Source organism: Saccharopolyspora sp. NFXS83 (assembly GCF_026241095.1).
Taxonomy (GTDB): Bacteria; Actinomycetota; Actinomycetes; order Mycobacteriales; family Pseudonocardiaceae; genus Saccharopolyspora_C.
The window spans coordinates 380,597-405,836 of the sequence record NZ_JAPFGB010000001.1 but is presented as its reverse complement, the minus strand read 5'-3'; the positions used below and the strand labels follow the sequence as shown (position 1 = coordinate 405,836).

The following is a 25,240-nucleotide window of genomic DNA, read 5'->3' as shown; positions in this document are numbered from 1 at the left end:
TCGCTAGTGGACCCCCGCCGCCGAACATCGATCATCGTCACCATGCCGGGTACCGCTGCGTCCACGACGCATCGGTCGGCGCGGCCGGACTGAACTCGGTGAGCGCGTCGGTCACCAGCTCGTCCACCAGTGGGTACAGGCTCGGAACGCGGCGCAGTTCGCTCGGAATGGCGTTCACGCCGCACTCCGCGCCGATGATCAGACCACTGATCGCGCAGACGGCCGACCGGCCCTGCGCGTAGTTCACGGCCAGCAGCAACGCTTCTCGCACGTAATCGCTGGCCAGGGCGCAGTAGAGCGCGATGGCGAGCGCTTCCGCGCCGTCCGCTCCGCCGCCCGGGAACGTCGCGGCGAGCCGGCCGGGCATCGTCGGGGACCGGACCTCCTTGTTCAGCTCGAGCGCGGCACTGATCATCTGTGCCGTTCGCTCGTGGTCCGGCCAGCGCAGCAGTTCATCGCGAGCGGCCTCCAAGCAGCCGGAGAACGGAACATCACGGATCTGCTGGTGCAGCAACGCCGCCGCGAATCCGGCGGGCAGGTAGTCGTCCGGGCGCCCGTGCGTCAGCCTCGCGATCGCGACGCCGGCGGCGAACGCGCCGGCCGCCTCGTTCGACCACACCGCCGCGAGCGCCGCCCGCGGCAGCACCGAACCTCCGCTCGCCCCCGGACTCGGACCGCGCTGGGCACCGGTGCGCGCGAACTCCTCCAGAGTGCGGACCGTCGCGGCGGGCAGGGCCTGCTGCTCGAGCAGAGCCTCGCTCTCGACGAGCCAGCCGTCCGGTCGCGCGGTCCGTGCCGCGAACGGGCCACCGCACTGCGACCACGGGAAACGCTCGCCCTGCGGATCGCGCTGGAGGTACAGCCAACGCTGATAAGCGTGCTGTACCTCTGGAGCCGGGTCGTCGTCGACCGGGTTCATCCGCCGAGCCACGTGCGCACGGATCAGCCCTTCCACCGTGAAGGACATCAGTTGGACGAAGGACGATGATCCGACCGGAGAGCCGGTGAACACGTACTCGGTCAAGGGGTCGGCCTTCCCCAAATGAGCGAGGAAGTAGTTCAGCGCCGGCTTCCAGGACAGCTCGCCGACCACCCCTTCAGCGACCCCTCGCTCGAAGGCATCGCCGACGACGGCCGCCAGCACGGCTCCCCGAAATCGATCCCCGGGGTCCGGATCGGGGATCGACCGCCTGGTGTCCGGATCGCACCCGTCGATCTCCGCTGCTCGCCGGTCAAAATCGTTGAGGTGTTTGATCGGCGCCTCGACATCGACGAAGTGCTGATTGTAATCGCTTCCCTCTTTTCGGCCGGACGGCCGGAAAGAACTAGCGGATTCGCGCCTCTCCGCCCACGCGTCGTGCCATTTCGAGATCTTCCCCATACGCCGAGAGCGCTGCTCCTTCGGCCATCCGTCGGGGGCAACGCTTTCATCCCTCACAGCTTCTTCACCCCATGCCAGCCGATTTCCTTGCCGGGCTCCATAAATATCCTCTTGCCCGCCCACGAGAGATCCCTCGACTCCCCGTCCTCCAAGCCCGCGGGCCTGAACAGGTTGGAGATATCATACGGACGCGGAAAATCGGGCGAGTCCACGTGAAATCGTTCGCGAATATCCTGCGCCTTGTCGAGATCTTCTCGAAAGTCCCGATACTTCCGCTCGGCGGCATATCGCTCGATCCCGATCGGCATCGACTCGTAGGAGCGAAGCTCTTCGAGCTCCTTCGTGGCGTTGGCGATCTCCCGGTCCAGGCGCGGGCGAATATGCTCCACAGCTTGGCTGCGGTTATCGAATTCGTAACCCTGCCGAGCCCAAGCGTAACTCCCCACATCGATATTGGCGTGCAAGTGGATCCTTTCGACCCCTGAATCCTTGTACCAACCCTCCAACGAGGAGTTGAACTCGCGCGCAAATCCGCCGGCCCGCACGTTCTCGTCCAAGCGGAGCATCCTATGGTTCGCCAGCAGCGGCCCCGAGTCGCTGGCGCGGATGAGATCTCTGGTCATGTTTCCGACTTCATTGCCGGACGCATCGAAGATCTTGGCCCGGATGCCGATCGAGTCGGCCTGCGGGCTGAAGTCGTGCACCTCCACCCGCAAGCCGGCGTACGTCCCGTCGATGGACTTCTTCACCTGATCGAACAGATCAGCCTCATCGAACTCGGCTCCGTACCGCGGGATCAGATCGTCGATCGAAGGACGGTCTCGCGGATGGTCGTCCGCAGTCGACGCCGCAGCGTCGCGCTCGGGGTGCTCTCCCGCATCAGCACCATCGTCGGGCCGATCTCCCCCGGCCGGATTCTCCGCATCCCGTGGATCCTGATCCAGGTCTGCTCGGTCCTGGTCCGGCGAGTGGTCATCGCCGTTCCGACCGGAGCGCGGGTCGTCGCTCTCATGCCCGTGCTCGATATCGCGATGGGTTTCGCCTGCGTCGACGTGCGACGTCCGCGGTTCCGGGAAATCGGATTCGTCGATGTCGTGGCGGGCTCGCGAAGGCTGCGAAGGCGATCCCATGGGATCGGGGTTGAGCCTCGCGTCGAACGAGTTGTCTCGGCCTTCGGAGTCGGGCAGCCGAGCCACGCCCCCTTCCGAGTCCTGCGCACGAAGTCCCGGCAGGTTCGGGTCGGTGGGAGGTTCCGGGGACCGCCGCCACGCGGCCTCGTCCGAGTGCGGTAGCGGGCTCGGGGAAGCCTGATGTCCTGGTGCGTCGTGCCGCCCGAGGTTCGGCTCAGGCTGATGCCCAGTCGTGCCGAAGTCCTGCGGAGGACGGTTCGGCTGCGGCGGTGCGATGTTCCGAGACTGCCCGGCGTGCGAGTGCCCGGGGTTGTTCGGTGGCTGCTGAGGCACCGGTCCGGACGGCTGGGGGTGCGGTCGGCCCGCGCCGTGCGGGAAACCGGGCGGGGGCGCCTGCATTCGCCGCGGGTCTGGTGGCGGGGCTCCGTGCTGGCGTTGCGGGGCCTGCGGAGGTGCAGCTCGGCCAGGCCCCGCCTGCGGCCACTGGTGCGGCTGCTGCGCCTGGTTCGGTGCGGGGTGCCGCGCGCTTCGGGGGAAGAGGTCGCCTCCGGGAGACGCCGGTCCTGATGGACCGCTCGATCCGCGCGGACCTGTCGGCACCTGCGGCGATCCCGCCCCTGGCGGGAAGTTCGGCCCGGGCACGACGTTCAGCCCGTGCGGTGGCCTCACCCCTGGTGGGAAGTTCGGCCCCGGGACGTTCGATCCGTGCGGAACGCCTGACCCGTGCGAAACATTCGGCCCAGGCGCAGCACCGGGTCCGGACGGAGAGACCGGTGGCTGCTGGTTCGGGAACGACGCAGCCGCGCCGCCCGCTCCTTGCTGCGGAAAACCTTGCGGACCGCGCTGAGCCGGGGGCGGTCCACCCCACTGGCTCGCGGGCGGCCCCGGCGGTGGCGGAGAATCGGGCGGCATCCACGACGGCCCCGAGCCGGACCGCGGTTGCGGATTCGCGAACGGCGACAAGTCGGGCTCGTCGTCCTTGTTCTTCCTTCTGAACGGCCAGATCGAGCGTCGTTCCGCGGCTTCGGCTTGGTGGCCGAAGCGGACCCATTCCGGTTCGTGGCCCGGCGGGTAGGGGCTGTCGTGCACGGCCGTGGTGCCGTCGGGGCGGAAGGCGGTCCACTGGCCGGGTTCGTCGAAGCGCGGTTGCGGGGCGCCGGAGGCGTCGGGGGCGAAGGACGCGCGGTCGTTGCTGGCGTAGATGTTGCCGAAGTTGTCGACCCAGGCGTCGGTTTTCGGGGCGACGACCTCGACGCCGAGTTCCTTCGACAGTTCCTGCGCGAAGTTCGGCGTGCCGTCGCCGGTGTCGGCTCCGGTGCGGCAGGCCAGCAGGCGGACCGGTTCGCCCGGCTTGTAGCCGGGTGCGGCCTTGATGACCTCGGCCAATTCCTTCGCGTCCAGGTCGTTGCCGCCGAGTCGCACCCCGTGCGGACCGCCGTGCACCTCGACCGTGAAGCGCTTCGGGTCCACGGCCGGTCGCGGCAGCTTCTGCTGGAACTCCGCCTTGTTGAACACCGGTCCGGAGTGGCGGACCATCGAGATCCCGGCGGTGGTCGCGCGGATGTCCCGGACGTCGGTGCCGAGCTTCGCGTGCAGGTCTTCGGAGATGTCGAGCCTGCGGAAGCGGCTTCCGTCGACGTTCCAGCGGTGGTCGAACCGCTTCTCGTTCGGAATCGACTCCTCGGCGGCCATCGATTCGCTGGTCGAGTACTTCGACTGCTCCGGTGCGGCCGGTTTCGATCGTTCCGGGGCGCTGGGCGGTTCGTGGCGTCCGAGCGAGACCTCGCGGATCGCTGTTTCCGCCGCCAGGCGCTGCCGGCCCGGGCCCCACGTCGCCGGTGCCGGGGCGCCTCGGACTCCGCCGTAGTGCTCGGGACGCACCGACTCCCACGGCGATCCGCCCGCACCGTTCGGCCGAGGTGCCGGGCCGCCGCGCGGGGCGTGCGGAGCGCCGTGCGGACGCGCGCGTGCAGCGGCATCGGCGTGAGTGGCGCGCGGTCCGGCGGCGCGTGGCGCGTCCGGGCGTGAGGCGGGAGCCGGTGCGCCGTCCGGGCGCCGAGTCCGCGGAGGGCCCGCATCCGGATGTGGGCCGCGCGGTGCGTCCGGGCGCTGCGCCGGTGCACCGCCCGCGCGGAACGGGTGGTGCGGACCGTCGGCCCGATCGGCGCTGCGCGGGCCGTTGCCGGGCTGGGGCGCGTCGGGACGTTGCGGATGTGTCGGCCCCTGCGGAGGTCCGTCCTGCCGAATCCGAGGCGGACCGTCCGGACCCGAACCGCCGTGCGGTGCTCCGTCGGGACGTCCGGGACCGCGCGGGAATTCAGGGCCGCGCGGGCCGCTCTGGCGGGTTCCGCCTGGCCTCCCCGGCGCTTCCGGGCCGCGCGGCCCCGGCAGTCCACCGGAGTTCCCGCCCGGGGGACGAGCTGCGCCGGGGCTGCCGGGTGTGCCGGTCCAGCCGCCGGAGCCGGGGCGTGCTCCTGCGGAGGATGCCGCGCCACCGGGACCACCTGCGGGTGCTCCTGCCCCGGCGGGGCCACCACCTGCGGGGGCGGCCTGCTGGTCCTGGCGCGGCGCGTTCGGCGCGGCCGGAGCATCCGGCCCGGACGGCTGGGGGCGCGCGGGGGCCTCGACCCCGGAGGCCGTTGTGGAAGCCGGACGGTTCGGCACTTCCGCGGACGAACCCGGCGATCCACCCGCCGAACGCCCATCGGGCGCGGGGCCACCACCCGGCGAGCCGCCGGACGACGGGTCGCCCGCCCTCGAACCACCGGCCGGCGAGTCACCCGCCGAGGAACCGCCGACGGCCGACGACTGTCCACCGTGTCCGCCAGACGCCGAGCCGTCCGGTCGCGAAGCGTTCTCCGGGACACCGCCGCCCGCCGGACCGTGCGCACCGCCGCCGACCGAACCGCCCTGCGCGGCCGACCCGTGCACATCGCCGCCCGGCGAACCCGGCTGCGCGGTAGCGGAGCCCTCGCCGGCTCGCGCCGGGCCGCTCGGCGCGTCAACGCCGCCGGAAGCGGCCGAACGCGGCGAACTCCCCGCCTCACCACTGGAAACCGACGAGACGTCCCCGTCCGACCCCGTCGACCGCGACGGAGTGCCCGGTGCCGACCGGTCGTTCAGGCCACCGGAATCCCCGGCCCCGTCCGAGCCGTCCCCACCGGACCCGCCGGGCAGGTCCGGTCCGAACTTGGCCTGGTGCTTGCCGACCACGTCGGTGCCGAAGGCGTCGTCGACCTTCCGCCACGCCTTCTCCGCCGCCTTGTCCGCGATCTTGCCGGAGACGTCGAGCTTGTCGGCGGCCTTCGCGGCGAACCGCCCGGCCTGGGCCGCCTTCTCGCTCGCCTGCTTCCCGCCCTTGCCCAGCAGCTTCATGATGTCGCCGAAGGCCTCGACCATCTTCGCCATCTTCGGCGAGACGTTGCTGATGGTCTTCAGCAGCTTCTGCACGATGTCGGAGATCTTGGTGACGGTCTTGGCGATGAACGCCACCGCCTGCGGCACCACCCACGCCAGCGAGACGACCGGCGGCGCGCACGCCTCCAGCGCGTAGGTGATGAGCCGGGAGATGCAGTCGGCGATCAGGTCCCGCACGAAGTCGCGCACGAAGGACACGACCATGCCCATCGCCCCGACGACCGTGCCGATGGTCTCCGCGAGCTTCCCCGCGCCTGTCAGCGCCTCGCCCTTCTCGGCTGCGTGCCGCCGGTAGGCGTCGCCCGCGGCACCGGTCCACTGCGCGGTGTCGGCCTGGACCGCCTCGGAGTACCCGGTCGCCGCCGTGTTGATCGAGGCCGCGACCTGCTGCCACTTCGTCGCGTACGCCTCGACGCCCTCGGGGTCGCCCGCGAACCAGTCCAGGGCGTCCTGCAACGGCTGGACGTGCTCGATCAACCACGACAGGCCATAGGACAGCAGCGTGCCGATGGGGTCGACGACGACGCTGACCGCTTCCATCGCCAGTCCGCCGTAGGCGAGCCCGGACTCGATCCAGCTGGAGCCGTCGTTGAGGCTGGTGACGTCGTGCCAGGACTCGGCGATGCCGATGCCCTTGATGCTCTCCGGCGGTTCGTCGGGGTCGGCGGCGTTCTGCGCGTTGATGAGCGGGTTGGTCACGCCTGCACACCGCCGAACATGTCCCGGTTGCCGTCGTCGGCCGACTGGTAGTCCTCGGCCGCGGCGCGGACCTCCTCCGCGGTGTCCCGGATGGCCTTCGCGGCTTCCTTGATCGTGTCGATCCCCTGCTGCTCGGCCTGGTCGACCATCCACGCGAACGGTCGGCACAGGATCCCGTAGGCGTCGTTGTCCATCGACACCTGTTCGGAGGTCCGCGCGGCGTCGTCCAGCTCGTCCGCTACACCGTCCACTTTGGACGCGTGCGCGCGCAGGCTCTCGATGACGACGTTCATCTGCTCGGACATCTCAGCTCCCCCGGTCAGCGCAGGAACGAGCCGCGGCTGAAGTCGTCGTCGTCGAAGTCGTCCGGAGCGGGACGGCTCGGCCTGCGCGCAGGACGCTGCGGCCGGTCCTCCTCGTCGGTGCCGATGCGCATCTCCTGGACGCCCGGCCGCTTCGCGGGCTCATCCGGTTCCTCGGGCGCCTCCGGGAAGAACCGGGTCGCCTGGCCCAGCACGTGCCGCACCGCCTCGTCGTCCTCGCCGACGGTGTCCGCCGCGGCCTGCCGCATGCGCTCGGGCAGCTTCGACTGCGCGAGCTGCACGACGCGCATGATCTCGGCCGACAGCTTGGCCATCGGGCGGTTGCCCGCGTTCTCGGCGAGCACCAGGTTCTCGATCATGCCGCTGGACCCGACCGTCACCTGGACCGCGCCATCGCGCGAGCCCTCGGTGACGGAGATTTGCTCGATCTGCGCCTGCATGCGGCCGAACTTCTCGGCCTTCTCCGTCGCCCGCTCCTGCCAGTCGCGGACCATCCGCTCAGTCGCGCTGATGTCTTCGGGCACGCCCGTCCCCCGCAATGCTCGCCGTCGCGCCCGTGGTCGATGTCCACGCATCGCAACCGATCTCCTCGTGCGGCGGGAACGGTATCAACAGCGGTGCGAACGACGGTGTGGATCACCACATTCGCCACTGTGGCCCGGATCTCCCCGGGCGCGGCGGCACCGCCGTCCGCACCGGAAGCCGGTCGTGACGCCGACCCCGCGCCCGGTTCGATCACCACGGCCAATTCCGGAAAGGACCGCTCAGCTCTCGCCGTCGTACGCGGGCTGCGGACTGTGGATGCGACGCGGCGACGGCTTCGGGGCCGGGAACGCCGCGAGCGGCTCAGGTTCGGTGTCCTGCACGCGCGGCGCGGACGAGTCCGCCTCCGGCGGCTGCTCCGGCACTCCCGGATCCTCCACCGAACCGACCGCGGGCAGCAGCGCCGTCGGCGGATCACCCGGATCCGGCCGGCCGTCCGGAACCTGCCGCTCCCCCGAATCCCACCGGTCGCCCGGAACCTGCTGGTCACCCGCGTCCCACTGAGCGCCCGGATCCTGCTGATCGTCCCGCCGACCGCCGGCCGCTTCGCTCAAGCCGCGCCGGTCGTCCTGCACCGGCAGCCGCCGGATCGGGTAGCGCTCGTCCCACTCCTCGTCTGCCGGGCGTTCGCTCGCGGCCGGTTCCGGATCGTCCGGATTACGGGCCAGCGAGTCGCCGAACTCGGCGACGCAGTCCAGCGCGATCTGCTCGACGACGTCGCGCAGCTCCAGGTCGGCGAGCCAGCCCACCGGGAGCCCGCTGACACCGATCAGCGCCCCGACGATGTTGCCGCAGATCGCACCTGTGGAGTCGCTGTCGCCGTCGTGGTGCACCGCGATGCGCAGCGCCTTCGCCACGTCGTCGCCACCCGCGAGCGCGCCGCACACCGCGATGGCCAAGGCCTGCTCCCCGACCCAGCCGCCGCCGAGCGTCTCCGCGATGTCCGCCGGGCCGGGGTCGCCCCGTTCGGCCAGCTCCACGGCCTGCTTGAGCAGCGCACTCGTCTCCTCGTGGCCGTCCCAGGTCTCGAGCACCTGCAACGCCAGCCACACGCCGTCGTCGAGCGTCTGGCCCAGCAGCGCCTGCTGCACGATCACCGCCAGCGCTCCCGCCGACAAGTAGCCGGAGGGATGGCTGTGGGTCAGCGCCGCCGCCCGCGCGGCCAGTTCGAACGCCACCGGCGGATCCGGCGAGTACATCGCCATCGGGGCCGAGCGCATCACACCGCCGCAGCCCTTCGAGTCGTTGATGGGCTCGGTGAGCGACCCGGCCGCCTGCCCGTCGCCGAACCGCGCCAGCGCGCGGAAGATCGTCTTCCCGGGGGCGCGGGTGGAGAACAGGCCGGGCACCTCCACCAACCAGCCGTCCGGTTCCGGGTACACCGCGCGGAACGCGCCCGCGGCGGCCTCCCACTCGACGCCCTGGGTGTGCAGCCAGCGCTGGTACGCCAGCTGGATCTCCGGCAGCGGGTCGGTGGTGGCGAAGGTGCGCCGCGCGATACCGCCGCGGATCAGCCCTTCGGCGCTGAACAGCGTCAGCTGCGTGTCGTCGGTGATCGCGCCCTGCACGCCGTAGGCCTCCCGCAGTCCTTGCGGGCCCGCGGGGCCGAACCGCTCGGTGATCTGCTCGGCGGTGACGAACTCCAGGTCCGACCCGAGCGCGTTGCCGAGCGCACCGCCCAGGAAGCAGCCGAGCACGCGCTCGGTCAGCGAGGGCGCGACCTCGTCGGTCGTCTCGGACTTCGCGTGCCCGCCGGACGCCGCCTTGGCCGCGCGCGAGTCGGCCACCGGCGCCTCCGGCTCGGCTGCGCCGTGCACCGGCGCTTCCTGCTCGGCGGAGCCGTGCGGCGGGGCCTCGGGTTCGGGGGCGTCCTGCTCCTGGGCCGGCTGCTCTTGCGCCTCTGGCGGGAAGTCCGAGCCGCGCGAATCCGGATCCGCGACGTTCGGCACGGGGATCCGCTCGGTTCCGGGGCCTTCGGCTCGCGGCGTGTCCGAATCCGCGTCGGGGAATTCCACCCCGTCGGAGTCGTCCTGCTCGTCGGCGGCGGGGACGTCCTCGGGCGTCCACCGCCTGCCGCGCTCGTACGGCTGCTCGCCGTGCGGCTGCTCCGCGGGTGCTTCGTACGGCTGCTGGTCCTGGGGTGCTTCGTACGGTTGCTGCGCCGCGGGCGGCGGGTCTTGGGGCGTTTCCGCTTCTTCCACCCGCGGTTCCGGTTCGGCGGCCGGGATCCGGCCCGCCTCCTCGGGGCGCAACGAGACGAGCTTCGCCAGCCGGGCCAGCTCTTCCCGATCGGTGCGGTCGGTTGACAGCGAGAACCCACCGGCGCCGAGGTCGGGCATCGGCCGGGACTCATCGGCGTCGTCGACGGGCCGGTGCGCGGCGAGCAGCGACAGGTCGGTGCGGTCGGTGGTCTGGGTGAACGCGTTCGCCGCGGGACGCTCGGGTTCCGGGGTGGGCTCGGGTTCGGGCTCCACCGGCCGCGCGCTCTGCGCTGGTTCCCCGGCGCCCGGCTCGCCGAACTCCAGGGAGTCCGCGTGGGACTCGATCTGGCCGAGGTCGATGATCATGGTGGGGTCGTTGCTGCCGTCCACCGAGCGGACCGGCTCCGGCCCCCGGCCGCTGTCCACGGTGGTCACGTGCTCGGGACTGCCGAGCTCCCGCGGGCCCGCGGTGCCGCGCCGCGGATCGCCGACGTAGCGCTGCGCCCACTTCGGCAGCGGGGGCGGCGGGGGCGGCGGCGCGAAGGCCTCCGCGGCGTCCGCGCACAGGGTCTCGATGATGTCGCCCAGTTCGAGTTCTTCGCGCCACCGCGGCGGAATCGCCTCCGGCCCGTAGAGGGCTCCGGCGAGCTGACCGGCCATCGCGCCGGTGACACTGCTGTCCGCCGACACGTTGACGGCCATCACCACGGCGTCCGCGAAGTTCCCCGTAGCCGCGACCGAGGCCAGCGCGGTGCCGAGCTCGCCCGGCTTGTGCTCCGTGTCGAACTCCGCGTCCAGTTCGGCGGGCTGCGGGCGGCGGCCGTCGCGGGTCGCGAACATCGCCGCGTGCACCGCCCTGCGCACCGCGGCAGGCCCCTCCACACCGCTGTGCAGCGAACTCAGCCGGGTGTCGGTGAGCCCCACCGCGTCCCACAACCCGATGTCGCCCTGGATGAGCTGGGTCAGGACGTCCGCGTGGAACCCGGCCGCGCCGTGCACGTTCAGGTCGTCGGTGAGCAACCGCGCCACATCGGCGCCCGCCGCGAACACGCGGTCCTCCGAGGTGCTCCACACCATCGTCGGCGCCGCCCACACCGCGCAATCGGCGAATCCGGGGCGCACCACCGAACCGAACCGCGAGTCGTAGGTGGTCTGCGCCGGGGGCTGCGTGGCGAGCTTGCCCAGCCCCGACAGCGCGCCACCGGCCGGATTGCGGGTGGAGAACAGCTGCGGCGTCTCCAGCAGCCACCCGCTCGGCTCCGGATGCGTCTGCAGGTAGCCGGACATGGCGTACTCCCACGGAACGCCCTGCGTGTAGAGCCAGCGCAGGTGGTTCGTGCGGATCACGGGTGTCGGTAACCAGTCGGCGGATTCACCGTTGACCGCCCGCGCCCGCAGCAGCGCCTCCAAGGTGAACACCGCGAGCTGGGTCAGCTCGGTGACGCCACCGCGCCTGCCGAACACCGGCAGGTAGTCCGCGACGCCCTGCTTGCCGAACCAGTGCTGGATGTCCCAGGCCGAGCGGGTGCGCACCCCCGCGCCCAGCGCGTCGCCCACGGCACCGCCGAGCAGCGCGCCGCGGAACCGGTCCGACCAGCTCAACGCGCGCGGCTCTCGCCGCGACACCGCCGAGCCGTGCGTGTTCGCGAACCACGAGGTGTCACCGGTCATCCCCAGTCTCCTGTCGGGTCACCGTGCGGGGCAACGACGCGCGCCATGCGGTCACGAGCCGCCGGTCGCCAGGGCCGCCACACCGTTGAGGCGGATCATGTCCGAGCACTTCCCGGACGTCGCGGCCGTTCCGGTGGAACGGCGTCGATCCCGTTGACCGCACCCCGCAATGTTGCCGCACTTGACCGACACCGATGCCGACTCCCCCGAATGATCGAAGGGCCGGGTGCCGTGCGCCGCGGAACGTCGGTGGCCACGGCGGGTGCCACCGCGATCGAGACGCTGCTCACGACGCGGTCACCACGCCCGATACGCGCCGTCCGAGCCCCGCAGGGCGGGTACGGCGGCACCGCTCTCGACGCGCCCGCACCCGCCACGGGACCTGCGATCCCACGTCCACGACCGACTCCCCCGCTACAGCGCACTCGCGAAATCAGGCCTGCCGCGGCCCCAAACCACCTGATCGGCTGACCAATGCAAGTTAGTACGCCCAGCGACCCACTCGCGCTCCGAAGGATCCGCCATCGATCCCAAGCGGTTCGGCGATCCACGACCCGTGATCATGTCTTGGCGGCGGCAAGCCGCTGAGCAGCTCCCACCGGAGCAATGCGACCACCTGCGAGTGCTCAGCGTTCTCTCGTGAGGACAGCAATTGCGCGGGTGGCGGATCCACTCGCGCAATCGATCCCGCAGCGAGAAGGACGCCGAGGTTCCGCCACCCGACCACAAGAGCACGACCACCTCACCCCGAAAAACTCACCAAGCCGGGTATTTGGTGCTCCAGGTCGCGTTCGTCGGCGGGGCCGGGCTGAACTCGACGAGCGCGTCCTGCGACAACGCCGCCACGACCTCGCGCAGCTCCAGCACATCCAGCCATTCCGGGGGCAGCGCCCTGCTCCCGTGCAGCGCTCCCACGATGTTGCCGCAGACCATGCCGGTCGAGTCCGAGTCTCCGGAGTGGTTCACCGACAGCCGCAGCGCCTCCCGCACGTCGGGCGCGGCGAGCGCCGCGTACAGGCCGATGGCCAGCGCTTCCTCACCGACCCAGCCGCCGCCGAGCCGCTCCTCCAAGCGCTCCGGCGTGACGACCCCCTCCGCCGCCAGTTCCACCGCGGCGTCCAGCGCCCGCAGCTGCTCCTCGTGCTTGCGCCACCTCAGCAGCAGGTCCCGTGCGAGCCGCACGCAGTCCGGCAGCGGCACCGCCCGGATCAGCTGGTGCACGATCACCGCCAGCACGCCCGCCGACAGGTAGCCGGACGGGTGCCCGTGGGTCAGCGCGGCGACGCCGACGGCGGCGTGGAAGACCTCCGCCGGATCGTGCGACCACACCGCGACCGGAGCCGCGCGCATCACCCCGCCGCAGCCCTTGGAGTCGTTGATCGCGTTCTCCGGGGACGCCTGCCGGTGCGTGCGGGCGAAACCGATCAGCGCGGTCATGCAGGTGTTGCCGGGGGCACGCGTCGAGAACAGGCCGCGCTCGGTGATCAACCATCCGTCCGGCTCGGCCAAGTGCACCGCGTACGGCCCCGCCGACTCCGCCCAGCTCCGGCCCTGCGTGTGCAGCCACCGCTGGTACGCGTGCTGCACCTCCGGCACCGGGTCGTTGTCCACCGGCTTCATCCGTCGCGCCACGTGCGCCCGGATCAGGCCTTCCAGCGTGAACAGCATCATCTGGGTGTCGTCGGAGATCTCCGCCTTCTCCCGCGCGGGCACCGGCTCGGTCAGCCCTGCCGGCCCGTGGCGTTCGCGGATCTTGTCGATCGAGTGGAACTCGACGGCGAAGCCCAGCGCGTCCCCCAGTGCGCCGCCGAGCATGCTGCCGACGAACCGTTCGTTCGCGTCGGCTGGTCCTTGCTGCATCTTCGCTGTCCCCGTTTTTCGACGTGCCAGGCTCTCGACCTACCGGAGATTAGCAACCGGGAGCCCGCGGGCAGGCGGGTTCCGCGACCCGTGCGGAGGCCGCGTTCGATAGGGTCCGGTGCCGTGACCCGCGAACGGTCCAGTTCGCCCGAATCGGGACTGGACCTGCACTTGGACTGGTCCGGGCGGCCGGACAGCAGCGCGCTCGCCGAGGCGTTGCGCGCGGCGATCCGCGACGGACGGCTCGCCTCGGGCAGCCGCGTGCCCTCCACCCGGGCTCTCGCCAACGACCTCGGCATCGCTCGCGGCACCGTGACCCGCGCTTACGCCCAGCTCGGCACCGAGGGGTTCCTGCTGTCCCGGCAAGGCGCGCCGACCACCGTCGCCGACCGGCTCCGCAGCGGCGAACGCCCGGAACCCGCGGCACTGCGCCCGGCTCCCCGCACGCCGCGCTGGGACTTCCGACCGGGCAGGCCGAACCTGAGCGCCTTCCCGCGCAAGGACTGGCTCGCTGCGAGCCGCCGCATCCTGCGCGCCATGCCCGCCGACGACCTCGACTACGGCGATCCGCAAGGTCCGCTCGCGCTGCGGGAAGCGCTCACCGAATACCTCCGGCGGGCGCGGGCCGTGCACACCTCGCCGGATCGACTGATCGTCTGCAACGGTTACAGCGAAGCGTTGTCACTGATCAGCAGGGCCCTGCACGCGCGAGGCGTGTCGTCGGTGGACTTCGAGGACCCGTCGCTGCCGCACTTCCGGACCATCGCCGAGGACAACGGGATGACGGTGCACGGCGTCCCCGTCGACGACGGCGGCATCGACGTGGCCGCGCTGCGCAGCCCCGCCGCCGTCGTCACCCCCGCGCACCAGTTCCCGCTCGGCGTCACGATGCGGGCGCAGCGGCGGACGGCGCTGATCCGCGCTGCCAAGGCCGACGGCAGGATCATCGTGGAGGACGACTACGACGGGGAATTCCGCTTCGACCGGCGGCCCGTCGGCTCGCTGCAGGGCATGGCGCCCGACACGGTGATCTACGCCGGGACGGCGAGCAAAACGCTCGCCCCGGCGCTGCGCATCGCGTGGCTGGCACTGCCCGCTCGGCTCGTCGAACCGGTGCGGGAGATGAAGACGCACGGCAGGTACGGGCCGCTGTTCGACCAGCTCGCACTCGGCGAGCTGCTCCGCTCCGGCGCCTACGACCAGCACGTCCGCCGATCTCGGGCGGCGTACCGGGCGCGGCGCGAGCAGCTGCTGCACGGCTTGGACGGCCTGCGGACCCGCCATCGGCGCTACCCGGCGGGGATCTCCGCCGGCCTGCACCTCACCTTGCGCCTCGCCCCGGACGGGCCGGGCGAGCAGGAGATCATGGCTCGGGCGCGCAGCCGCGGCGTCGAGCTCGAAGCGCTCGGCCCGTGGTGGGTGCGCCACGGCGAGCACCCGCCCGGCGTGGTGATCGGTTACGCCGCTCCGGCCGAACACGCCTTCCGCCCCGCGCTGGAAGCATTGCTCGACACGCTCGACCCATGACCGTCGGCGGCGCGGCGCCTCCCGCTACAGTGCCCTCGCGCGCCGGGCCCTCCCGCCGACACGGCCGAGGGGAACTGGTGTTCTATCCTGGGTCACCGACCGGCGCACATCAAGGAGAAACCGTGGGCGAGCAGGAAGCAGACCAGGTGACCAGCGAAGAGACCCAAGCCGAGCAGGCCCCGACGCAGCCGGAGAACGGCACCGCCCAGGCCGAGGCGGACACCGCGCAGGCGACGGCACCCGCCGACGCCGCCCCCGCGGACGCCGACGCGGCACCGGAGACCGCGCCGAAGAAGCCCCGCCCCCGCAAGCAGAGCACCGCCAAGAAGACCCGCACGGTCGAGCTCACCCTCACCGTGACGGGCACCGCGGAAGGCGAATGGCAGGCCGAGCTGCTGCACGCCGGCAAGCGGGTCGTCCAGGGCCTGCCGGTCCCGGCGGCAGCGGTGTCGAAGGCCGCCGCGGAACTGCACCAGGACATCTCCGAAGCCATCGAAGAGGTCCTGTCCGCCGCTCGGGAGCAGCACGAGGCGAAGCTCGCCGAACTCGAGGCCGAGGTCGAGCGGGTGCGCAAGGCGCTGTCCGAGCTGGAGAGCTGACGACCTTCCCGGTCGGCTGACACGTCCCCGGAACACCGGCGCCCCGATGCGTCCACGGGCGCGGGACGCCGGTCATCCGGGGATCCGGGACGGTGGCGGCGCGCAACGCCACCGTCCCGGCCACACCGCGGGTTTCAGTGCCGCGCGCGGCTCGCGGCTCAGAACTCCAGCACCAGCCTCCCCCGCACGCCGCCCGCCTCGAGCGCGCGATGCGCCTCGGCGGCCTCGCTCGCGGGGAAGGATCGCGCGACCCGCAGGCTGAGCGCGCCCTGCTCCACCTGCTCCCGCAACCGGTCCAGCTTCTCCCACTCCTGCGCGTAATCCCGCACCGCGACCGGCTGATAGGTGATGCCGCGCTCCGCCTCCGCGGTGAAGAACCGGACCGTCGCGATCCGGCCGCCGTCGCGCACCGCGGGCACGACGAGGTCGTTGTGCACCGCGCCGTCCGCGACCGCGGGCACGCCGTCCGGTTCCACCTCGCGGATGCGGGCCGCCACGTCGTCGCCGCGCTCCACGATGACGTCGGCGCCGAGCGACCGGACGAGCTCCCGGTCGGCGTCGGCCGCGTCGGCGATCACCCGCAGACCATCGGCCTTGGCCAGCTGGACCACGTATCCGCCGAACGCTCCGGCCGCACCGGTGACCGCGAGCGCGTCCCCCGGCGACAGCTCCAGCAGGTCCAGCGCCTGCCGAGCGGTGAGCCCGTTCATCGGCAGGGTCGAGGCCGCCAAGTCGTCGACCCCGGCCGGCACCCGCACCACCGATCGGGCCGGGAGCACCAGGCTCTCCGAGTAGCCGCCGTGGGCGGCGTGCGGCACGACGATCGCCATCACCCGGTCTCCGACCGAGAGCCCGGTGTCGACGCCTTCGCCCACCTCGTCGAGTTCGCCGGCGACGTCCATGCCGGGGACGTACGGCGGCGGGTTCTCCCGCAACCGCTCGGCGTAGGCCCCGCTGCGCAGCACGGTGTCGGTCGGGTTGACCGCCGCCGCGCGCACCCTGACCCGAACCTCGCCGGGACCGGCGTGCCGTTGCGGGACCTGGAATTCGCGCAGCACGTCAGGCCCGCCGAACTCGGAAACTCCAACTGATCGCATGCCGCGTGCAACTCGACGGGCGGACCCCGGTATTCCCGTCGCGGACCACCCGCTCGTGTAATGGCGAACGGGTGTTCGACTCTGGATGATCGAAGTCATGGACCCCAGATCGCGCAACCACCGCCCGCTCCACCTCGCCCTGGCGCGTGCCCGGACTCCCAGCGGAGCAGTCCGATCTCCCGAGGCCGGCCCAGCCGGGCCGATGGCTCACGTCGGCCCGCCGCCGGAACCACCCGTGCTCACCGACGAGCGCGCCGCCGCGTACTCGGATTCCGGCCTGATCGCCGCGATCCGCGAGTGCGAGGCGATGCGCCACCGACTCCTGCACGACCAGCTCGCCCTGCTCACCGAAGCGCGCCGCCGCGGTCTGCGGACCTGCGGCGGGCCCCGGCGGGCGTCCCACGACCCCGCGGACGCGGAAGGAGCACCGACATGATCGTCGCCCGGTTGCGGCACGCCTTGCGCGGGGCCGCTCGCACGCTCTTCGGCCGCGGCGCGGCGGACCTCCCCGAACAGCGGAAGGTCCCCGCTCGAACCCGAGCGGGGACCTTCCGTGCACTGTTCCGCGACCGCGGACCGCGAACCGCGTTACCGGTAGTCGCGACCGAAGTCGTAGTCGTCCAGCGGCACCGCGGCACCGGTGCCCGCGCCGAACACGTCCGGCGTGTAGTAGCCGTCGTCGTAGGACGGGATCGCGTACGCCGCGGCCCGCGCCTCCTCGGTCGGCTGCACCTGGATGTTGCGGTAGCGGTTGATACCGGTACCGGCCGGGATCAACTTACCGATGATCACGTTCTCCTTCAGGCCGACCAGCTTGTCACTCGCGCCTTCGATCGCGGCGTTCGTGAGGATGCGGGTCGTCTCCTGGAAGGAGGCCGCCGACAGCCAGGACTCCGTGGCCAACGAGGCCTTCGTGATGCCCATCAGCACCGGACGGCCCGAAGCCGGGTCGCCGCCCTCGGCCACCACGCGGCGGTTCTCGCCCTCGAACTGCGAGCGCTCCACCGGGGAACCGGGCAGGAACTCGGTCGCACCCGAGTCGATGATGATGACTCGCCGCAGCATCTGGCGGACGATGACCTCGACGTGCTTGTCGTGGATGCCCACACCCTGCGAGCGGTACACCTCCTGGACCTCGCGGACCAGGTGGAGCTGAGCCTCGCGCGGGCCCATCACGCGCAGCACCTCGTGCGGGTCGACCGCACCTTCCAGCAGCTGCTGGCCGACGTCGACGTGGTCGCCGTCCGCGATCTGCCGTTCGGTGCCGTCCACCGAGATGACCGCGAGCCGCTGCCGCTTGGACAGCTTGTCGTAGACGATCTCTTCGCTGCCGTCGTCCGGGATGACCGTGATCTTCCAGTACCGGTCGTTGTCCTCCATCCGGATCCGTCCGGGAGCGTCGGCGATGGGCGCCTTGCCCTTCGGGACCCGAGCTTCGAACAGCTCCGTGACACGCGGAAGACCGGTGGTGATGTCGTCACCGGCGACACCGCCCTGGTGGAACGTACGCATCGTCAGCTGCGTACCGGGCTCACCGATGGACTGGGCGGCGACGATGCCGACGGCCTCGCCGACGTCCACCAGCTTCCCGGTGGCCATCGAACGGCCGTAGCAGACCGCGCACACACCGACGCCGGACTCGCAGGTCAGGACGCTGCGGACCTTGACCCTGGCGATCTTGGCGCCGAGCAGCTTCTCGATCGCCGGGTCACCGAGGTCGGAACCACGGGCCAGCACGATGTTGCCGTCCGAGTCCGTGACGTCCTCGGCCGTGGTGCGGGCGTAGATGCTGGTCTCGACGTGCGCGTCGCGCAGCACCGTGCCGTCCGGCCACACCTCGGCGATCGGCATCTTGATGCCGCGCTCGGTGCCGCAGTCGGTCTCGCGGACGATGACGTCCTGCGAGACGTCCACCAGACGACGGGTCAGGTAACCCGAGTCGGCGGTACGCAGCGCCGTGTCGGCCAGACCCTTGCGGGCACCGTGGTTGGAGATGAAGTACTCCAGCACGGACAGGCCTTCGCGGTAGTTCGCCTTGATCGGGCGCGGGATGTACTCGCCCTTCGGGTTCGACACCAGGCCACGCATGCCGGCGAGCTGCACGACCTGGGTCATGTTGCCCGCCGCACCGGACTTCACGATCATGCTGATCGAGTTGTCCTCGGGGAAGTTCTTCTCCATGGCCTCGGCGACCTCGTCCTTGGCCGCAGTCCAGACCTTGACGAGCTCCGCGTTGCGCTCCTGGTAGGACAGCGCACCACGGCGGTAGCGCTTCTCCACCTGCTCGGCGCGCTGCTCGTAGGAGTCGAGGATCTCGCTCTTCTGCGGCGGCACGACCACGTCGGAGATCGACACGGTCACACCGGAGCGGGTGGCCCAGTGGAAGCCGGCGTCCTTGAGCCGGTCCAGGGTCTGGGCGACCGCGACCATCGGGTACCGCTCGGCGAGGTCGTTCACGATCGCCGCCTGCCGCTTCTTCGGCAGCAGGTCGTTGACGAACGGGTAGTCCTCGGGCAGCAGCTCGTTGAAGAACACCCGGCCCAGCGTGGTGTCGGCCAGCCACGGCTTGCCCGGCTCCCAGTCCTCCGGCGTGGCCTCCTTGGCGGGTACCACGTCGCGCAACCGGATCCGGATCTTCGCCTGCAGCGACAGGCTGCCGCGGTCGAAGGCCATGATGGCCTCGCCGACCGACGAGTACGCCTGGCCTTCACCGGTGGCACCGTCGACCAGCCTGGTCAGGTGGTACAAGCCGGTGACCATGTCCAGTCGCGGCATCGCCAGCGGACGACCCGAGGCGGGCGAGAGGATGTTGTTGCTCGAGAGCATCAAGATCCGGGCCTCGGACTGCGCCTCCGCCGACAGCGGCAGGTGCACCGCCATCTGGTCACCGTCGAAGTCGGCGTTGAACGCCTCGCACACCAGCGGGTGCAGCTGGATGGCCTTGCCTTCGACCAGCTGCGGTTCGAAGGCCTGAATGCCCAGGCGGTGCAGCGTGGGAGCACGGTTGAGCAGCACCGGGTGCTCGGCGATGACCTCTTCCAGCACGTCCCACACCTGCGGGCGCTGGCGCTCCACCATCCGCTTCGCGGACTTGATGTTCTGCGCGTGGTTGAGGTCGACCAGCCGCTTCATCACGAACGGCTTGAACAGCTCGACCGCCATCTCCTTCGGCAGGCCGCACTGGTGCAGCTTCAGCTGCGGGCCGACGACGATGACCGAACGACCGGAGTAGTCGACGCGCTTGCCGAGCAGGTTCTGGCGGAACCGGCCCTGCTTGCCCTTGAGCAGGTCGGACAGCGACTTCAGCGGGCGGTTGCCCGGGCCGGTGACCGGACGTCCGCGACGGCCGTTGTCGAACAGCGCGTCCACGGACTCCTGCAGCATCCGCTTCTCGTTGTTGACGATGATCTCGGGCGCGCCGAGGTCGATCAGTCGCTTGAGGCGGTTGTTGCGGTTGATGACCCGGCGGTACAGGTCGTTGAGGTCCGAGGTGGCGAACCGGCCACCGTCGAGCTGGACCATCGGACGCAGGTCCGGCGGGATCACCGGCACGCAGTTGAGCACCATGCCGCCGGGGTTGTTCCCGGTGGCCTGGAACGCCGCGACGACCTTGAGCCGCTTGAGGGCGCGGAGCTTCTTCTGCCCCTTGCCGGAGCGGATCGTCTCGCGCAGCAGCTCGGCCTCGGCACCGATGTCGAAGTCCTGCAGCAGCGCCTGGATGGACTCTGCACCCATGCCGCCGGTGAAGTACTCGCCGTACCGGTCGTAGAGCTCGCGGTAGAGCATCTCGTCCGAGATCAGCTGACGGGGCTCCAGCTTGGTGAAGGTCTCCCAGATCTCGTCGAGCTTGTCGATGTCGCGCTGCGAACGGTCGCGCAGCTGGCGCATCTCGCGCTCGCCGCCCTCCTTGACCTTCCGCCGCACATCGCTCTTCGCGCCCTCGGCCTCGAGCTCGGCCAGGTCGGCTTCCAGCTTCTGGGCACGGGCCTCGAGGTCCGCGTCCCGCTGGTCGGAGACCCGCTTGCGCTCGACCGTCATCTCGTTCTCGAGGGTCGACAGGTCGTTGTGCCGCATTTCGGTGTTCACCGAAGTGATCACGTACGCGGCGAAGTAAATGATCTTCTCGAGGTCCTTGGGAGCAAGGTCCAGCAAGTAGCCGAGCCGGCTCGGAACGCCCTTGAAGTACCAGATGTGGGTCACCGAAGCGGCGAGCTCGATGTGCCCCATCCGCTCACGGCGCACCTTGGCCCGAGTCACCTCGACGCCGCAGCGCTCACAGATGATGCCCTTGAAGCGGACCCGCTTGTACTTGCCGCAGTAGCATTCCCAGTCGCGGGTCGGACCGAAGATCTTCTCGCAGAAGAGCCCGTCCTTCTCCGGCTTCAGGGTTCGGTAGTTGATCGTCTCGGGCTTCTTGACCTCGCCGAACGACCACTGGCGGATGTCGTCGGCCGTGGCGAGGCCGATGCGGAGTTCATCGAAGAAGTTGACGTCCAGCACGTCGGGTCTTCTCCCTTAGTCGAAAGGTCCGGCCGGCTACCGGCCGGGAATGCCAGGTTGGGTCGATGGCCGGTCCGCGGGCAGGCACATGCCCGCGGACCGGCGGCGAAGTCACTGAACGACGTCGTCCACCGAAGGCGACTCGTTGCGGGACAGGTTGATGCCGAGGTTCGCCGCGGCACGCTCCAAGTCCTCGTCGTCCCCGTCGCGCATCTCGATGGCGGCACCGTCGGTCGAGAGGACCTCGACGTTCAGGCACAGCGACTGCAACTCCTTGAGGAGCACCTTGAACGACTCCGGAATACCAGGGTCGGGAATGTTCTCGCCCTTGACGATCGCCTCGTAGACCTTCACGCGACCGATGACGTCGTCGGACTTGATCGTCAGCAGTTCCTGCAGGGTGTACGCGGCGCCGTAGGCCTGCATGGCCCAGCACTCCATCTCACCGAAGCGCTGGCCACCGAACTGCGCCTTACCGCCCAGCGGCTGCTGGGTGATCATCGAGTACGGGCCGGTCGACCGGGCGTGGATCTTGTCATCCACCAGGTGCGACAGCTTCAGGATGTACATGTAGCCGAGGGCCACCGGGTACGGGTACGGCTCACCGCTGCGCCCGTCGAACAGCTGCGCCTTGCCGTTGGCCTTGACCATGCGCTCACCATCGCGGTTCGGCAGGGTCGAGCCCAGCAGGCCGGTGATCTCTTCCTCACGGGCACCGTCGAAGACGGGGCTGGCGGTGTTGGTGCCGGCTTCGACCTCGTAGAGGTCCGACGGCAGCCGCTTCGCCCAGTCCGGGTCCCCGTCGATGGACCAGCCCTGCGAGGCGATCCACCCGAGGTGGGTCTCCAGCACCTGGCCGATGTTCATCCGTCGCGGAACACCGTGGGTGTTCAGGATGATGTCGACCGGGGCGCCGTCCTCGGTGAACGGCATGTCCTCGATCGGGAGGATCTTGCCGATGACGCCCTTGTTGCCGTGCCGGCCGGCGAGCTTGTCGCCGTCCTGGATCTTGCGCTTCTGCGCGACGTAGACCCGCACGAGCTCGTTGACGCCCGGGGGCAGCTCGTCGTCCTCGTCGCGGTTGAACACGCGCACGCCGATGACCTTGCCGGTCTCGCCGTGCGGCACCTTCAGCGAGGTGTCGCGCACTTCGCGGGCCTTCTCGCCGAAGATCGCGCGCAGCAGCCGCTCCTCCGGGGTCAGCTCGGTCTCGCCCTTGGGCGTGACCTTGCCGACGAGGATGTCGCCGCCCTGCACCTCGGCACCGATCCGGATGATGCCGCGCTCGTCGAGGTCGGCCAGCACGTCCTCGGAGACGTTCGGGATGTCCCGGGTGATCTCCTCGGCGCCCAGCTTGGTGTCGCGAGCGTCGACCTCGTGCTCCTCGATGTGGATCGAGGTGAGCACGTCGTCCTGCACCAGGCGCTGGGACAGGATGATCGCGTCTTCGTAGTTGTGCCCCTCCCACGGCATGATGGCCACGCGCAGGTTCTTGCCCAGCGCCATCTCGCCGTTCTGGGTGCACGGCCCGTCCGCGATGACCTGACCGACCTCGACGCGATCGCCTTCGTTCACGATCGGCTTCTGGTTGGTGCAGGTGCCGTGGTTCGAGCGGTTGAACTTCTGCAGCCGGTAGGTGTGCCGGGTGCCGTCGTCGGCCATCACCGTCACGTAGTCGGCGCAGAGCTCTTCGATGACGCCCGCCTTGTCGGCGGTCACCACGTCCCCGGCGTCGACAGCGGCTCGGAGCTCCATGCCGGTGCCGACCAGCGGCGACTCGCTGCGCAGCAGCGGCACCGCCTGACGCTGCATATTCGCACCCATCAGGGCGCGGTTCGCGTCGTCGTGCTCGAGGAACGGGATCATCGCGGTCGCGGCGGAGACCATCTGCCGCGGCGAGACGTCCATGTAGTCGATCTCGGTCGGAGCCAGCAGCTCGACCTCGCCGCCCTTACGGCGACCCAGGACGCGCTCGTCGAGGAACGTGCCGTCCTCATCGATCGGCGCGTTCGCCTGCGCCTTGACGTAGCGGTCTTCCTCGTCCGCGGTCAGGTAGTCGATCTGGTCGGTGACCCGGCCTTCGACGACCTTGCGGTACGGCGTTTCGATGAAGCCGAACGGGTTGACCCTGGCGAACGTGGCGAGCGAGCCGATCAGACCGATGTTCGGGCCTTCCGGCGTCTCGATCGGACACATCCGGCCGTAGTGCGACGGGTGGACGTCGCGGACCTCCATGCCGGCGCGCTCCCTGGACAGACCGCCCGGGCCGAGCGCGGAGAGACGACGCTTGTGCGTCAGGCCCGCGATCGGGTTGGTCTGGTCCATGAACTGGGAGAGCTGCGAGGTGCCGAAGAACTCGCGGATCGCCGCCACCACCGGGCGGATGTTGATCAGCGTCTGCGGCGTGATCGCTTCGACGTCCTGGGTGGTCATCCGCTCGCGGACGACGCGCTCCATGCGGGACAGGCCGACCCGAACCTGGTTCTGGATCAGCTCGCCGACGGTGCGCAGGCGGCGGTTACCGAAGTGGTCGATGTCGTCGACCTCGACCGGGACCTCCAGGTCGCCCTCGCCCTTCGAGGTCTCACCGGCGTGCAGCCGGACGAGGTACTCGATCGTCGTGACGATGTCGTCCTCGGTGAGGACGCCGGAGTCGAACGGCAGCTCCAGACCCAGCTTCTTGTTGACCTTGTAGCGGCCGACGCGGGCCAGGTCGTAGCGCTTCTCCTTGAAGAACAGGTTCTCCAGGAGGGTCTGCGCGCTCTCCTTGGTCGGGGGCTCACCCGGACGCAGCTTGCGGTAGATGTCCAGCAGCGCCTCGTCCTGACCGGCGGTGTGGTCCTTCTCCAGGGTCGCCATCAGCGTCTCGGAGAAGCCGAACCGCTCGCGGATCGCCTCGGCGCTCCAGCCCAGCGCCTTGAGCAGCACGGTGACCGGCTGACGGCGCTTGCGGTCGATGCGGACACCCACGGTGTCGCGCTTGTCGACATCGAACTCCAGCCACGCACCGCGGCTGGGGATGATCTTGACGCTGTAGACGTCCTTGTCGGTCGTCTTGTCGACCGAGCTGTCGAAGTAGACGCCGGGCGAGCGCACGAGCTGGGACACCACGACGCGCTCGGTGCCGTTGATGATGAAGGTGCCCTTGTTGGTCATGACCGGGAAGTCACCCATGAACACCGTCTGGCTCTTGATCTCGCCAGTGGTGTGGTTGGTGAACTCCGCCGTGACGAACAGCGGGGCCGCGTAGGTCATGTCCTTGTCCTTGCACTCGTCAACCGAGGCCTTGACCTCGTCGAAGCGCGGATCAGTGAAGGACAGGGACATCGATCCGGAGAAGTCCTCGATCGGGGAGATCTCGCTCAGGACTTCTTCCAGGCCACCGACAGGGCTATCGTCGCCGGCATCGACCCGGCGCTGGAACCAGGCCTCATTGCCGACAAGCCATTCGAAGGACTGGACCTGCAGATCGAGCAGATCAGGTACTTCCAACGGTTCGCGGATGTTCGCGAACGAGACCCGCCTGGGTGCCCCAGCGATCCCCGACGTGTAGTTGGAAGCTGCAGAGACCTTGGTCGCGCGGGAGACTGCCAAGATGCGTCCTTCCGGGACTCTGAACTGGCTACAGCCGCGTCAGGAGGCGTTGGCAACCAGCTAACACGACTGTCAAGGGTGCAATGGCGCCCACGATCCTAAGTCCCGTCATGGGGAGGGCGGAAAGAGGGCAGCGCAAAGTAGCAGTCTAGACGCTACGACGCCACCTGTCGAGGGGCCCGCCGACGAACCGTCCCGGAAGTCGTCCGCGGAGCCGCACCTCGCGAGGCCCTGCCCGTGTTGGTGACCAGAGTGAACCCGCCGCCGCCGACAGTCAAGAGATCACGCTCCGATCACCCTCGTGGCGCAAGACACGATCACTCGACGTGATCAACAGGATCGACGTTATACCTGGTCAAAACTCCACAGCCCGGTGGTTTCGGCGAATTTCCGCCAGTGTTCACGCAGCCCTGGACAAGCACGGGCAGTCGCTCACCGCACCCGGATTCGTCCGGTTTCGGCCCCGGAGATGACCGCTGTTCCCCTATGATCCAGAAGGCCGCCAGCGTTGTCGGCCATCTCACGCCACCCGGCTTCAGACGGTCGTCCGGCCGGGGCGCGGGAGTGGAACATCGCCCACCTGACCTCGCAGGGAGTCGCGGATCGTGCACGGAACGCGTGCTCCGGCAACCGGCCCTTGGCCGCGGGCGCACGGGCTATTCGGTACCCGCGAACATCGGTACGGTGAAACGTCCCGC

The 25,240-nt window shown here is 70.2% G+C and carries 12 protein-coding genes; 3 read left to right on the top strand and 9 right to left on the bottom strand.

The annotated features are described in order from the left end of the window. Window positions 1-37: 37 nt before the first annotated feature. The 6 genes from OOZ19_RS01985 to OOZ19_RS01960 all read right to left on the bottom strand — a co-directional run bounded on the left by OOZ19_RS01985 (window position 38) and on the right by OOZ19_RS01960 (window position 13,225). Window positions 38-1,504, bottom strand: coding sequence for an ADP-ribosylglycohydrolase family protein (locus OOZ19_RS01985; protein ID WP_266087513.1), 1,467 nt, complete (start codon window positions 1,502-1,504; stop codon window positions 38-40). Further along, window positions 1,435-6,627, bottom strand: a complete 5,193-nt coding sequence (locus OOZ19_RS01980; RefSeq protein WP_266087511.1) for a DUF8616 domain-containing protein — start codon at window positions 6,625-6,627, stop codon at window positions 1,435-1,437. The genes OOZ19_RS01985 and OOZ19_RS01980 overlap by 70 nt, the downstream gene beginning before the upstream one ends. After that, window positions 6,624-6,932 (bottom strand): type VII secretion target, encoded by a 309-nt coding sequence (locus OOZ19_RS01975; protein ID WP_266087509.1) that lies wholly within the window; start codon window positions 6,930-6,932, stop codon window positions 6,624-6,626. Before OOZ19_RS01975 ends, OOZ19_RS01980 begins: the two co-directional genes overlap by 4 nt. 14 nt (window positions 6,933-6,946) lie before the next feature. Beyond that, complete coding sequence (locus tag OOZ19_RS01970) at window positions 6,947-7,474, bottom strand: YbaB/EbfC family nucleoid-associated protein (RefSeq protein WP_266087507.1); 528 nt, start codon at window positions 7,472-7,474, stop codon at window positions 6,947-6,949. Between the two features lie 240 nt (window positions 7,475-7,714). After that, window positions 7,715-11,365, bottom strand: coding sequence for an ADP-ribosylglycohydrolase family protein (locus tag OOZ19_RS01965; protein ID WP_266087505.1), 3,651 nt, complete (start codon window positions 11,363-11,365; stop codon window positions 7,715-7,717). A gap of 756 nt (window positions 11,366-12,121) precedes the next feature. Beyond that, window positions 12,122-13,225 carry an ADP-ribosylglycohydrolase family protein gene (locus OOZ19_RS01960; RefSeq protein ID WP_266087503.1) on the bottom strand — a complete coding sequence of 368 codons (1,104 nt, stop codon included), beginning with the start codon at window positions 13,223-13,225 and terminating at the stop codon, window positions 12,122-12,124. Between the two features lie 123 nt (window positions 13,226-13,348). On the opposite strand from OOZ19_RS01960, the gene pdxR reads away from it, so the two are divergent. Both pdxR and OOZ19_RS01950 read left to right on the top strand, forming a co-directional pair. Beyond that, window positions 13,349-14,752 (top strand): MocR-like pyridoxine biosynthesis transcription factor PdxR, encoded by a 1,404-nt coding sequence (gene pdxR / locus OOZ19_RS01955; protein WP_266087501.1) that lies wholly within the window; start codon window positions 13,349-13,351, stop codon window positions 14,750-14,752. A 122-nt stretch (window positions 14,753-14,874) separates the two neighbouring features. After that, window positions 14,875-15,351: a DUF6319 family protein gene (locus tag OOZ19_RS01950; RefSeq protein ID WP_266087499.1), complete on the top strand. Its 477-nt coding sequence runs from the start codon at window positions 14,875-14,877 to the stop codon at window positions 15,349-15,351. A gap of 158 nt (window positions 15,352-15,509) precedes the next feature. On the opposite strand, the gene OOZ19_RS01945 is transcribed toward OOZ19_RS01950, so the two are convergent. Next, window positions 15,510-16,448, bottom strand: a complete 939-nt coding sequence (locus OOZ19_RS01945) for an NADP-dependent oxidoreductase (RefSeq protein ID WP_266087497.1) — start codon at window positions 16,446-16,448, stop codon at window positions 15,510-15,512. A 235-nt stretch (window positions 16,449-16,683) separates the two neighbouring features. Between OOZ19_RS01945 and OOZ19_RS01940 the strand changes: the two genes are divergently transcribed. Next, window positions 16,684-16,884 carry a hypothetical protein gene (locus OOZ19_RS01940; protein WP_266087495.1) on the top strand — a complete coding sequence of 67 codons (201 nt, stop codon included), beginning with the start codon at window positions 16,684-16,686 and terminating at the stop codon, window positions 16,882-16,884. Window positions 16,885-17,036: 152 nt separating this feature from the next. Here OOZ19_RS01940 and OOZ19_RS01935 read toward each other — a convergent pair whose 3' ends face one another. Together OOZ19_RS01935 and rpoB are read right to left on the bottom strand one after the other, a co-directional pair. Beyond that, window positions 17,037-20,948 (bottom strand): DNA-directed RNA polymerase subunit beta', encoded by a 3,912-nt coding sequence (locus OOZ19_RS01935; RefSeq protein ID WP_266087493.1) that lies wholly within the window; start codon window positions 20,946-20,948, stop codon window positions 17,037-17,039. Between the two features lie 111 nt (window positions 20,949-21,059). Continuing rightward, window positions 21,060-24,542, bottom strand: coding sequence for a DNA-directed RNA polymerase subunit beta (rpoB, locus tag OOZ19_RS01930; RefSeq protein WP_266087491.1), 3,483 nt, complete (start codon window positions 24,540-24,542; stop codon window positions 21,060-21,062). Window positions 24,543-25,240 lie beyond the last annotated feature (698 nt).